Origin of the sequence: Stappia indica (genome assembly GCF_020177335.1) — a bacterium.
Classification (GTDB): Bacteria; Pseudomonadota; Alphaproteobacteria; order Rhizobiales; family Stappiaceae; genus Stappia; species Stappia indica_B.
Map to the genome: position 1 here is coordinate 52,062 of NZ_JAIVMG010000017.1, position 12,102 is coordinate 64,163.

The 12,102-nt window shown below is 65.8% G+C and carries 14 protein-coding genes; all 14 read left to right on the plus strand.

Features of this window, described 5'->3' with window-relative positions; all coding sequences use genetic code 11:
* Positions 1-61 precede the first annotated feature (61 nt).
* The 14 genes from LC062_RS19205 (at position 62) to LC062_RS19270 (ending at position 11,987) form a co-directional block, all read left to right on the plus strand.
* On the plus strand, positions 62-436 hold the full coding sequence (locus tag LC062_RS19205) for a hypothetical protein (RefSeq protein WP_224912623.1): 375 nt from the start codon (positions 62-64) through the stop codon (positions 434-436).
* Positions 433-1,290: an alpha/beta fold hydrolase gene (locus LC062_RS19210; RefSeq protein ID WP_224912624.1), complete on the plus strand. Its 858-nt coding sequence runs from the start codon at positions 433-435 to the stop codon at positions 1,288-1,290. Before LC062_RS19205 ends, LC062_RS19210 begins: the two co-directional genes overlap by 4 nt.
* 235 nt (positions 1,291-1,525) lie before the next feature.
* The gene (locus tag LC062_RS19215) at positions 1,526-3,052 is read left to right on the plus strand and encodes a class I adenylate-forming enzyme family protein (protein ID WP_224912625.1); all 1,527 of its coding nucleotides are present in this window, start codon (positions 1,526-1,528) and stop codon (positions 3,050-3,052) included.
* A gap of 28 nt (positions 3,053-3,080) precedes the next feature.
* The gene (locus LC062_RS19220) at positions 3,081-4,142 is read left to right on the plus strand and encodes a TRAP transporter substrate-binding protein (RefSeq protein WP_224912626.1); all 1,062 of its coding nucleotides are present in this window, start codon (positions 3,081-3,083) and stop codon (positions 4,140-4,142) included.
* Complete coding sequence (locus LC062_RS19225; protein WP_224912627.1) at positions 4,139-4,645, plus strand: TRAP transporter small permease; 507 nt, start codon at positions 4,139-4,141, stop codon at positions 4,643-4,645. Before LC062_RS19220 ends, LC062_RS19225 begins: the two co-directional genes overlap by 4 nt.
* Complete coding sequence (locus tag LC062_RS19230) at positions 4,642-5,931, plus strand: TRAP transporter large permease (protein ID WP_224912628.1); 1,290 nt, start codon at positions 4,642-4,644, stop codon at positions 5,929-5,931. Before LC062_RS19225 ends, LC062_RS19230 begins: the two co-directional genes overlap by 4 nt.
* 11 nt (positions 5,932-5,942) lie before the next feature.
* Positions 5,943-6,770, plus strand: coding sequence for an alpha/beta fold hydrolase (locus tag LC062_RS19235; RefSeq protein ID WP_224912629.1), 828 nt, complete (start codon positions 5,943-5,945; stop codon positions 6,768-6,770).
* A complete protein-coding gene (locus LC062_RS19240; protein ID WP_224912630.1) occupies positions 6,767-7,024 on the plus strand; it encodes a hypothetical protein in 258 nt (85 codons plus the stop codon). The genes LC062_RS19235 and LC062_RS19240 overlap by 4 nt, the downstream gene beginning before the upstream one ends.
* Positions 7,025-7,027: 3 nt before the next feature.
* Positions 7,028-7,858, plus strand: coding sequence for a DODA-type extradiol aromatic ring-opening family dioxygenase (locus tag LC062_RS19245; RefSeq protein ID WP_224912631.1), 831 nt, complete (start codon positions 7,028-7,030; stop codon positions 7,856-7,858).
* Positions 7,855-8,172 carry a Rieske (2Fe-2S) protein gene (locus tag LC062_RS19250; protein WP_224912632.1) on the plus strand — a complete coding sequence of 106 codons (318 nt, stop codon included), beginning with the start codon at positions 7,855-7,857 and terminating at the stop codon, positions 8,170-8,172. The genes LC062_RS19245 and LC062_RS19250 overlap by 4 nt, the downstream gene beginning before the upstream one ends.
* On the plus strand, positions 8,169-9,572 hold the full coding sequence (locus LC062_RS19255; protein ID WP_224912633.1) for an aromatic ring-hydroxylating oxygenase subunit alpha: 1,404 nt from the start codon (positions 8,169-8,171) through the stop codon (positions 9,570-9,572). The genes LC062_RS19250 and LC062_RS19255 overlap by 4 nt, the downstream gene beginning before the upstream one ends.
* A 5-nt stretch (positions 9,573-9,577) precedes the next feature.
* Positions 9,578-10,135 (plus strand): 3-phenylpropionate/cinnamic acid dioxygenase subunit beta, encoded by a 558-nt coding sequence (locus tag LC062_RS19260; RefSeq protein WP_224912634.1) that lies wholly within the window; start codon positions 9,578-9,580, stop codon positions 10,133-10,135.
* A gap of 14 nt (positions 10,136-10,149) precedes the next feature.
* Positions 10,150-10,998 carry an SDR family NAD(P)-dependent oxidoreductase gene (locus LC062_RS19265; RefSeq protein ID WP_224912635.1) on the plus strand — a complete coding sequence of 283 codons (849 nt, stop codon included), beginning with the start codon at positions 10,150-10,152 and terminating at the stop codon, positions 10,996-10,998.
* Positions 10,995-11,987: an NAD(P)H-dependent flavin oxidoreductase gene (locus LC062_RS19270; RefSeq protein WP_224912636.1), complete on the plus strand. Its 993-nt coding sequence runs from the start codon at positions 10,995-10,997 to the stop codon at positions 11,985-11,987. The genes LC062_RS19265 and LC062_RS19270 overlap by 4 nt, the downstream gene beginning before the upstream one ends.
* The last annotated feature ends 115 nt before the right edge of the window (positions 11,988-12,102 follow it).

Here is a 12,102-nt window from a genome sequence, read left to right on the forward strand (position 1 = left end):
GGGCGGCGGCGCGCGCTGCCGCCCGCGTCCCCAGCGGCCGGATCACCAACAAGGAGACGCCATGCGCGATACGCTGGAAACCATGCGGGGGCGCCTTGCCGAGACGCCCCATCTTCTGCGGCTGGGCCGGCTCTTTACCGAGACGGTGCAGCTTCGCGTCGATGACGCGGAATATTATCTCGACTTCGAGAAGGGCGCGCTTGTCACCATCACCGAAGGCCCGAGCCGCAAGACGCCCTATCGCTTCGCGCTGGTCACCGATGGCGAGGCGCTCGCCCGCTTCTGGGAGCCGGTCCCCGCACCGGGCTTTCACGACATCTTCGGGCTGGTGAAGCTCGGGCGCGCACGGATCGAGGGCGACATCCTCACCCTCGTCAAGAACCTGCGGTTCTTCAAGGAATTCATGGCGCTGGCGCGCCGGGAGGCCGTTCAATGACTGCCATCGAGCCGATCACCGGGCGCTATCTCACCGTCACCGTGGAGGGCGCGCCGCGCCGCATCTATTTCGAAGAAGCGGGCGAGGGGCGCCCGGTGCTGTGCCTGCACACCGCCGGCGCCGACACGCGCCAGTGGCGGCATCTGATGAACGATGCCGAGGTGACCGCCACCCACCGGCTGATTGCCTTCGACATGCCCTGGCATGGCAAATCGCTGCCGCCGGAAGGTTTCGAGATACAGGAATATCTGCTGACCACCGACGCCTACATCGAGACGATCCTGGCCGTCATTGACGGGCTCGGTCTGGAGCGTCCGATCCTGGCCGGCTGTTCGATGGGCGGGCGGATCGCGCTGCAACTGGCGGCTCTTCACCCGGAGCGGTTTTCCGGCTTCATCGCCATCGCGGCGTCGGACTTCCAGCCGGCCTGGTACGACATCGACTGGTTCCACCGACCGGATGCCCATGGCGGCGAGATGGGGGCGGCGCTTGTCTCCGCCAATATTTCCCCCCACGCGCCAGAGGAAGAGCGCTGGAACACGTTGTGGATGTTCATGCAGTCGGGCCCGGGCGTCTTTCGCGGCGATCTGAGTTTCTATACCCGCGATGACAGCCTGATCGCCCGGCTCGGCCAGATCGACTGCGCCCGCACGCCGGTGCATATCCTCGTCGGCGCCTATGATCTCACCTGCACGCCGGAAGACGCGGAGCGAACCGCCCGGGCGATTCCCGGAGCGACCCTGACGGTGATGGACGAGCTGGGCCATTTCCCGATGAGCGAACACCCGCACGGGTTCCGGCCGTTCTTCCTCGATGCGCTGGCGCGCATGCGCCAACCGGCGGAGGTCGCCTGACCCCATCCCGCCAGCCCACCGGTCGTCGGTGGGCAAAGGCTTGATATCAAACGGCGGATGCCAGGCTCGACACGGCCTGGTATCCGCCGTTTGCGTTTGACCTGCGCTCCCACCGCCGCAAGCCCGTCGCCCGCAAGGCACAGGGTCCGCGCTCTGTCGATCCGAAAACATACTCATAGGTATTGACACGAAGAAGGGGAGGTGGTTTCTGAGCGCAGGAAGAGGAGGGACGCGGATGACCGTGGCGAGTTTTCTGCCCTGGCGCCGGGAGGCGCATATCGGCAATCTCATTGATGTCCTGGAACAGGCGGAACGGGAAAATCCCGGTCGTCTCTTTGCCAAAGACCCGACCATCAGTCTGACCTATGCCGAAGCGCTGGCGGCCGTGCGTGGCTTTCGTGCCCTGTATGGTGATGTGGTCGAGCGGCGGGATGTCGCCTTGTCGATGGCCAATGGCGTCAATTTCCTCGTAACATACCTTGGGGTCTTGTATGCGGGTGGGGTTCCGGCGCTGCTGAATGCAGGGTTGCCACCGAAGACCGGTGAGGCGCTGATTGGCGAGCTGTCGCCCGCTGCCGTTTTCACCGATGCGCCGCTGTCGTTCTGCGCGGATGCGGTGACCGTCGATGCGGCGCGCCTGAACGCCTGGCGCGCGGCTGATGACGGGGCGGCCAGCGCTTGTGGCCGGGGCGACGACACGGCGACCTATTTCTACTCCGGTGGCACCACCGGTGTGCCGAAGCGGGTGTGCTACACCCATCGCAAGGTGCTGGCGGCCGGCGAGCGGATGCAGTGGGGCTGGCCGGTTGGCGACGGCGAGGTCTTCCTGCCGATCGCGCCCTTCAGCCACATCTATGGCTACCTCATGGGGGTCTGCGTGGCGCTGCAATGTGCCGGCTCATCGATCATGCTTGAGCGGTTCCGGCCGGGCGACGCGCTGGATGCCATCGAGCGGGAAGGGGTGACGGTGCTCGGCGGTGGTCCGCCGGCGATCTACCAGGCCCTGATGTCGGATCCGGCGCTGGCATCGCGCAACCTGTCGACGCTCCGGTTGTGTCCGGGCGGCGGGGCGCCGTTTCCGCTGCATGTCCACGAGACCTGGAAGGCTCTGACCGGCCTGACGATCTTCGAGGGCTACGGCATGACCGAGATGGCGCCGATCACCGTGAACACGATTGAGGCGGGGCACCGCGCCGGCGCGGCGGGAAAACCCGTGCCCGATGTCGAGGTGAGCATCGTCGATCTGGAAACCGGCAAGCGGGAGATGCCCGTTGGCGAAGCCGGCGAGATCCGGGCGCGCGGGCCGCATCTGATGGGCGGGTATTGCAACAATCCGGACGAGACCGCGCTCGCGTTGCGCGATGGCTGGCTGCACACCGGCGATGTTGGCGTGGTCGACGGAGAGGGGTTCCTCACGATCACGGACAGGAAAAAGAACGTCATCCTTCACAAGGGGTTCAACGTTTTCCCCCGCGAAGTGGAAGAGGCGATCCTGACCCATCCCGACATTTCCGGGGCCTGTGTGGTCGGCGCGCCGGACGCGCGCAGCGGCGAGGCGGTGGTGGCCTTTGTCGCGCCGCGCGGTGACGCGCCCCTCGACGTGGACGGGCTCCTCACCCACTGCCGCGACTATCTGCTCGCTTACCGGATGCCGACCCGCATCGAGTGCCTGGAGGAACTGCCGCTGACGCCGGCCGGCAAGCTCGACCGGATCGCGCTGCGCCAGCGCGCTTGCCAGGGCGCGTCCGAAGACAGCGTCTGAAGAAAACACAATCGAGGGAGGAAACGGGATGGTCGACTGGACAGGTGTGTGCATGCGGGGCCGTGCGACGCTGCTCGCCGGCACGGTGGCGGTTCTTGGGATGGGGCTGTTCTCCGCTGGGGGGGCTGCGGCCGAAAGTGTGACGCTGCGTTACAATCAATGGTTCCCGAGCGGGCACTGGAGTCAGGCCCAGGGCCTTTATCCCTGGTTCGAGGAGATCGCCCGGGTCACGGAAGGGCGGGTGACGGTGGAGCCTTCGGCCAAGCCGCTGGCGCCGCCGAACCGCAACTATCAGGCCGTGGTCGATGGCGTGGCGGATATCGCCTGGGGGCCGCATGGCTATACGCCGGGCGTCTTCCCGCTGACGGAGATGGTCGAATTCCCGTTCATCACCGAGGATGCGGGGCTTTCCTCGCGCGCCTATTGGCGGTTGTGGAAGGCGCATTTCGAGCCGACCGGCATGCAGAACGACGTCGTGACGCTCGGAATGCATGTGACGGCGGGCGGCAACATTTCCATGCGCGAGGCGCAGGTGACACGGCTCGCCGACCTCAAGGGCAGGAAGCTGCGCGTGCCGACACCGGTTGTTGGCCGGGTTCTGGGCAAGATCGGCGCGGTGCCGGTCTCCGGATCGCTTGGCGAACTGCGCGAGATGCTGTCGCGCGGCATCATCGACGGCACGGTGATTTCCGACGAGCTGGTCACCGGCTTTCACGTCGATGACGATGTGCATGCGGTGACGCGCATTCCCGGCGGCATCTTCTCCAGCTCCGCCTTCATCATCGTCAACAAGGCGAAGTGGGAGCGGATTTCCGAAAAAGACCGAGAGGCGATCCGTGCGCTGTCGGGCGAGCGACTCAGCGAAATCATGGGCCGGCTGTGGCATGAGAACGACCTCAAGGCGCGCGCCACGTTCCAGGAGCGCCTCGGAACGGCCTATCAGACGGCGTCGGATGCCTTTCAGGACGAGCTGCGCGCCGCCTATTCCGACGAGATGGCGGCCTGGACGGCGCGCGCGCGCGAAGCCGGCGTCGATCCGGAGGCGGCCCTGGCCTTTTATCGGCAGCAGATCGCGGAGGCCGGTGAATGATCCGGCTTCTGCGGCGCTTGCATGGCGCCCTGCAAGGGGCGCTTCTCCTGCTGACGCGGCTGGCGCTGTTCGGTCTGGTCGGGATCACCGCGGTGGATGTGGTCGGGCGCGTCGCCTTTGGCGCACCGCTGGGCTTTGCCTATGAGCTGGTCGGCGTCCTGCTTGGCGTTGCGGTCTATGGCGGGCTGGTCCGCGCGGCCTGGCGGCGTGATCACATCCGCATCGACCTGCTGCAGCCCTGGCTGAGCCGCCTGCCGGCGCTCGACCGGGCGCGCGAAGCGGCGGTGTGGCTGCTGGAACTGAGCTTCTTCGCGCTGCTCGCCATCTACATCTTCCGTCAGATGGGCGCCTTGATGCGCTGGCGCGAGACCTTCCTGTTCCTGCCGCTGGAAAAGTGGTTGCCGCTGGCGGTCTTCGGCGGACTGGCGAGCCTTGCCGTTGTCGCCACGCTGGCGGCCGTGGTGCCGGGTTTGCGCCCGGGCGACGGGGAGCGCGCATCATGATCCTGACGATCAGCGTTGTCACCCTGCTCGTGTTGCTGCTGCTGCGGGTGCCCATTGCCGTGGCGACGGGACTGGTGGGCCTGTGCGGGCTTGCCGCCTTCCAGGGCTGGCCGGCGGCCTTCGCCCAGGTCGGGATCATCGCCACCGAAACGGTGCTGACCTACGAATTCGCCGTTATTCCGCTGTTCATCGTCATGGGCGCGTTCATCGCGCGTTCCGGCATCGCGGAGGAGCTGTTCCAGGCGTGCTACGCTTTCGTCGGCCATTGGCGCGGCGGGCTGGCCCTGTCGACGGTGGCGGCCTGCGGCGGCTTCGGCGCCGTGTCCGGCTCGTCATTCGCCACTGCCGCCACCATGTCGCGCATTGCCTATCCGCAGATGAAGCGGTTCGGCTATCGCGACGACCTGGCGACCGGCTCGATCGCCGCCGGTGGCACACTCGGCATTCTCATTCCGCCGTCCATTGCACTGGTCTTCTTCGGCATCATTACCGAAAGCGACATTGGCGCGCTGTTCATGGCCGGTATCCTTCCCGGGATTCTCGGGATCGTGCTCTATGCGCTGGCAGTGCTGTTTGTCGTGGCCCGCAACCCGGATGCGGGGCCGGCGGGGACACGCTCCAACTGGCAGCAACGCATCGCGGCGCTGCGCGGTATCTGGGCGGTGCTGTTGTTGTTCGGTCTCGTCATGGGCGGGATCTACGGCGGGCTGTTCTCTCCGACGGAAAGTGCCGGCATCGGCGCGGCCGGGGCGCTTCTCATCGCTGTTCTGCGCGGGCGGGCGTCGCTGGAGATGGTGCGTACCGCGCTGGCCGACGGGATCGCAACGACCGTGGCGTTGATGGCCATCCTGATCGGCAGCTTCCTGTTCGCCAATCTGGTCAACGTGGCGCGCCTGCCGCAGGACCTGACCGCCGCCATCGAAAGCCTGGGCGTCGCGCCGCTCGCGGTCATCTTCCTGATCATCCTGATCTATCTCGTGCTCGGCTGCATTCTGGAAAGCATCTCCATGATGCTGTTGACCGTCCCGGTGTTCTATCCGCTGGTCGTCAGCCTTGGATACGACCTCGTCTGGTTCGGCGTTCTGGTTGTGGTGGTGGTCGAGATCAGCCTGATCACCCCGCCTGTCGGTCTCAATGTCTTCGTCTTGCGCTCCGTGCTGCAGGAGGTTCCGCTCTCGCGGATCTTCCGGGGCGTCGTTCCCTTCGTTGTCGCGGATGTGGCGCGCGTGCTGCTGGTGGTCTTCGTACCCTGGCTGTCGCTCGCGCTGCCCGCCTATCTCAAGTGAGGATGTCTGCCATGCTGGATTACAACGCCACCCGGCTTTCGGTGACGGCGGCCGGTCATGACACCAACGTTCACCGCGCGGGCAAGGGCGCGCCGGTCGCCCTGCTGCATGGTTCGGGCGCGGGCGTGTCGGCCTGGGCCAACTGGCGCAAGGTGATTGCACCGCTGTCCGAAGATTTCGATATCGTGGCACCGGACATTGCCGGCTTCGGCGCGACCGAGATGAAGCCCGATACCCAGTACAACATCATGTTGTGGGTGGAGCATTTCGTCGGCGTGCTCGATGCGCTGGGGCTGGAGAAGGTGTCGGTCGTCGGCAACTCCTTCGGCGGTGCACTCGGCCTGATGACCGCGATCAATCACCCGGAACGGATCGAGCGGCTGGTGCTGCTGGGAACGCCCTGCGGCCGCTTCCCGCTGACCGACGGCCTGCGTGCGCAAGGCGAATTCGATGGCACGATGGACAGCCTGCGCCGCGCGATGAGCTTCTTCCCCTACGATCCGTCCTTCGTCACCGAAGATTTGATCCAGGCGCGTTTCGAGGCTGCAACGCGGGACGGGGCGCTGGAAGCCTTTCGCAAGCTGATGCCCCCGCCGGAAGGCGAGGCGCCGATCGTGCGCGGCATTCCCGAAAAGATGCTGCGCACGGTGAAACACCCCGCCTTGATCCTGCATGGCCGCGAAGATCGTCTGGTTCCCTATGAGCGGGCGTTGGACATGCATCAGTGGTTGGAAAACTCGCAGCTCCACAGCTTCGGCAACTGCGGCCACTGGGTGCAGATCGAGCGGGAAGCCGCGTTCCTGAAGCTGGTCACCGACTTTCTGGGAGAGGATGCATGAGCCGCAACAGCCTCGAAAAGGTGCTTTACGACCTGTCCACCTCGGGGGCGAACAAGAAACTGTTCGCAAGCGACCCGGACAAGTTCCTCGGGCGCTATCAACTCGACGCCGAGGAAAAGGTGCTCGTGCGCGACTACCGGGTGCGCGAGCTCGCCGACCGGGGTGTCAACACCATGCTGACCTGGGGGTTCTGGCTCCAGGCGGGCAAGCCCAATTCCGACTACATGAAGATCATGAAGCGAGAGGAGGCCTGACCCATGGCCACGATCGTCGGCGGTTTCGTCGTTCCGCACAATCCGGTGATGTATTTCAACCCCAAGGGCGCCTCTGCCGAACAAAGCGCTGCCGTCTATGCCGCCTATGCGCGCATGGCCGAGCGCATTCGGGAGCTGCGCGCCGACACGGCCATCATCATTGGCTGTGACCACTACATACTCTTTGGTACTGAAGCCTTGCCGCCCTATGTCATCTCCACCGGAGAGATCGAGGGGCCGGTCGATCAGCTTCCCGGCATCAAGCGCGCGCCGATTGCCTCCAACGCCGCGCTTGGCGCGCATATCGCGGCGGTCGGCCGGCAGACCGGGTTCGACTGGACGGTCGGGCGCGCCATGCAGGTCGATCACTCCATCGGCATTCCGCATCATCTGATGATCAAGCCCAACGCGGGCATGACCTCGGTGGCGGTGATGCTGGCCTGCGGGGTCGATCCTTATCTGCCGATGGCGCGCGCCTGGCAGATCGGCGAGCACATCGCGGCCGCCGTGGAGAGCGACGGCACCGATCAGCGTGTCGTGGTGATCGGCTCGGGCGGCATTTCCCATCATGTCGGCAATGAGCGCATGGGCGAGGTCAACCCGACCTTCGATCGCAAGGTGCTCGGCATCGTCACGCGCGGCGACCGGGAGGCGATGCTGGCGCTCACCGACGAGGAGATCCTGCAAGAGGGCGGCAATGGCGCCATGGAGATCCGCACCTATGCCTGTGCCATGGCGGCGACGCGCGCGGCCGGCGGCGAGGTGGTCGCCTATGAACCGATCGAAGGCTGGGTCACCGGCATGGGCTTTGCGGAACTGAAGGTGGCGGCATGATCGAGCTTTGCAACAGCACCGATGTGGTGGAGGGCGAAATCCTGCGCCGGGATGTCGACGGTCTGCCCGCCGTGGCGCTGACCCGGCACGAGGGGCAGATCTTCGTCTTTCCAGACACCTGTCCGCATGCGGAGGAAAGCCTGTCGGAAGGCTGGGTCGAGGATGGCCGCGTCGTGTGCGGCGTGCATTTCGCGGAATTCGAGCTGGGATCGGGTGAGGTTCACAACCGCCCGGCGGGCTGTCCCAATCTGACGTTTTTCACCTGTGAGGACCGCGATGGCAAGGTCTTCGCCCGCCTGAAGGAGGAGGCATGACCATGTGCAGAGGTTCGTGCCAGGGCGCCGGGCGCCCGGATATGACGCCGGTCTACCCGACGGCAGGCAGCTACCCCGATTTCGCCCGGCTGGTGAACCGCGACACCGCGCAGGTCGACCGCCGGGTGTTTTCCGACGAAGCGGTCTATCAGGCGGAATTGCGCCAGATCTTCGCCCGCGCCTGGCTGTTTCTGGCGCATGAGAGCCAGATCCCGGGGCCGGGCGACTTCATCCGCACCTCGATGGGCGAGGATGACGTCATCATCGTGCGCCAGCGCGACGGCTCGGTGAAGGCGCTGCTCAACTCCTGCCCGCATCGCGGCAACCGGGTTTGCATGGTCGATGCCGGCAGCAAGGCGCGCGGCTTCATCTGCAATTATCACGGCTGGTCCTTCGGCCTCGACGGCGGATTGCGGGGCACCGACGGCAAGGTCTACGAGAAGGACGAAAGCTTCGAGAAGGCGCAGATCGGCCTGACGCCGGTGGCCCAGGTCGCCAGCTACAAGGGGCTGATCTTCGGCACCTTCGATCCTGAAGCGCCAAGCCTTGAAGAGTTCCTTGGCGACTTCACCTTCTATCTCGACATCATGCTCGACAACGAGGAAGGCGGCACCGAATTCGTCGGCGGCGCAATCCGTTCCGAAATCGACTGCAACTGGAAATTCCCGGCGGAGAACTTCGTCGGCGACATTCTCCATGCCTTCTGGACCCATCAGTCGGGGGCACAGGCGATCCTCGGTGGCGGTGTCGACCTGGGCAAGCGGTACGACGAACTGGCCTTCCAGGCGTCGGTCTATGGGCATGGCATCGAGACCAACCTCGACAAGGTCGGCAACACCCGCACGCTCGGCTATCCCGAACTGGTCGACTATGTGTTCGACCTGTCGGAGCGCGCCAGGGCGCGGCTGGGCGAGGTGCGCGCACGGGCCATCGGCGCGGTCTCCTCGGCCACGGTCTTCCCGAACATGTCGTTCCTGCCGGGACAGAACACCTTCCGCGTCTGGCATCCGCGCGGGCCGGGCAAGATCGAGCTGGTCTCATGGACCATCGTCAACAGGAACGCGCCCGAGCGCATCAAGGATCTCTACCGCAAGGGCGTGATGATGACCTTCTCGCCCGGTGGCGTCTTCGAGATGGATGACGGCGAGAACTGGGAATATTCGACCCGCGTCAATCAGGGCTTCGTCACCCGGCAGCAGCCGCTGCACTACGCACTGGGCCTGGGCTCCGAGGATCTGGAGCGCAATCTGCCCGGCATTGTCCACAAGGGCTCACTGAACGACGCCAATCAGCGGCTGTTCTACACCCGCTGGGCGGAATTCATGGAGCACGACAACTGGGCGGATCTGCAGAACGGCGCCACGGCGGCGCCAGCACGTACCCGGGCAGCGGCGGAGTGAGCGCGATGACGGATATTCTCGACATCTCACGGCCCTTCACCGCTTATGACCGGCCAGCCGACGCGGAGACGGAACGGGCGGTGACCCGGTTCCTCAATGCGGAGGCACGGACCCTCGACCGCGAGGCTTATCAGGAGTGGCTCGACCATTTCGTGGATGAGGACATCCACTACTGGATGCCCGATATGGAAACGCGCAATCGCTCGGATGCGCGTGGCCCCTATCGCCACGGCGACAGCGCCTATTTCGATGACACGCTGTCCGAACTCAAGGTTCGGGTCGCGCGTTTCGTTGAACCCTCCGCCTGGGCGGACAATCCGGCGACCCGGCATTTGCACCTGATCTCCAACATCGAGGTCTATGAGACCGGCGACCCATCGCTGCTGGCGGTGTGCTCGGCCTTCACCAACGTGCGCAACCGCAATGAGACCGACCAGGATGTGATCCATGGCCGCCGGGAAGACGTGCTGCGCCGTCATGGCGACGATTTCCGGCTGGCGCGGCGGCGCATCCTGATCGTGCAGAACGTGCTTCTGTCGAAGAACCTCAACACGTTCCTGTGAGGGGAGGAGGGACCATGAGCGAGACCTTGCGGGAAACCCCGCCGCGGGAGGCGGCCAGTGGCCGACTGGCGGGGCAGGTCGCCCTTGTCACCGGCGGCGGCAAGGGCATAGGCCGGGCTGTTGTCGACCGGTTCATTGCGGAAGGCGCGCGCGTCGGCGTCCTGGTGCGCTCGGAGGCCGATGCGGAAGGCCTGCTTGCCGCCCATGGCGCGTCGGTCTGCCCGGTGCTTGGCGATGTGCGCGACTGGGAGACGAACCGGCGGGCGGTCGAGGCGGTTGTCGCGACCTACGGCAAGCTCGATACCTTGGTGCCGAATGCCGGCGTCTATGACTTCAGCGACCGGTTCGAGGATATCGCCGGCGCGGATCTGGCCGAGCGGTACCGGCAGCTTTTCGATGTCAACGTGCTTGGCTACCTGCTGGCGGCCCGGGCGGGACTCGAAGCCTTGCGCGAGACGCGCGGCTCGATCGTCTTCACGCTCTCCTCTTCCTCGTTCTTTTCTGGTGGCGGCGGCACGCTCTATGTGGGCTCCAAGCACGGACTTGTCGGGGTCGTGCGCCAGCTTGCCTTCGAGCTGGCGCCGGACATCCGGGTCAACGCCGTGGCTCCCGGTGGCACCCGCACCAACCTTGGCGGACTGCCGGGCGACGAACGCCAGCTTGCCGGGCTCGACGGCTTCGACGCGATGGTGGCGAAGACGGTGCCGCTCGGGTTCCTGTCCGAACCGGAAGATCATGCCGGACTCTATGTCACGCTCGCCAGCAGAGCCGAAAGCGGCTTCGTCACGGCGGAAATCATCCGCTCCGACGGCGGGCTGGAGGTGCGCGGCGGTGGTCGGCGCAAGCGGGGGACGCCCTCATGAACAGTAAGACGAGCGATGCGCGTGCGCGCGTCGCGGCCCTGAAGGCGCGGTTGCGCCTGCCGGTGATCGCCGCGCCGATGTTTCTGGTGTCGGGGCCGGAGATGGTCATTGCCGCTTGCAAGGCTGGGGTGATGGGCGCCTTGCCCGGCCCCAACGCTCGCACGGTGGAGGACCTGAAGGCGATCTTCGCAACGATCCGCGCGCGGGTCGGACCGCAGGATGCGCCCTTTGCCTTCAACATGATCACCCATTCCAGCTACGGCCGTTTCGAGGACGAGCTTGCCCTGGTCGCCGCCTATCGGCCGGAACTGGTGATCACAGCCCTTGGCGGGCCGCATCGGGTCACCGACACCGTGCATGGCTATGGTGGTCTGGTCTTTGCCGATGTGAACAGCCCGGCCTACGCACGCAAGGCCGTGGACAAGGGGGCCGATGGGCTCGTTCTGGTCTGTTCCGGTGCCGGCGGGCATACCGGCGAATATGCGATGCTGCCCTTCATCGAGGAGGTCCGGCGTTTCTTCGACGGGCCGATCGCCGTTGGTGGCGGGATCGGGACCGGCCGGGCCGTGCGGGCGGTCGAGCTTCTGGGTGCGGATTTCGCCTATATCGGCACCCGTTTTCTCGCCGCGCGCGAAACCCTGATTTCCGATGCCTACCGGCAAATGGTGATCGACAGCGCGATGGAGGATCTGATCGCCTCGCGGGCGATCACCGGCGCGCTGGGCAACTGGATGCGCGCCAGCGTCGAGGCGGCGGGCATCTCCCCTGACGCCATGCGCGCGGACGCGAAGATCGATTTCTCCGGAGACATGCACTCCGGCGCCAAGGCCTGGAAACACGTGTGGAGTGCCGGCCAGGGCGTTGGCGGCGTCGCCAGGATCGAGCCGCTGGCCGAGATCGTCGAAGGGCTCGTCGCCGACTATGCGGCGGTGCAGCCGGGTGAAGCGGGCGTTGCCATGCGGCGCGCGGAACGGGAACTGACAGCATGACCCTTGATGACATCGCCCGTGCGCTGCGGGAGGCGGACGCCGCCGGCGCGCCGATCCTGCCGGTGCGCGAGAAGATCGCCACGGCGGAAGACGCCTATGCGGTTCAGGAAATCAA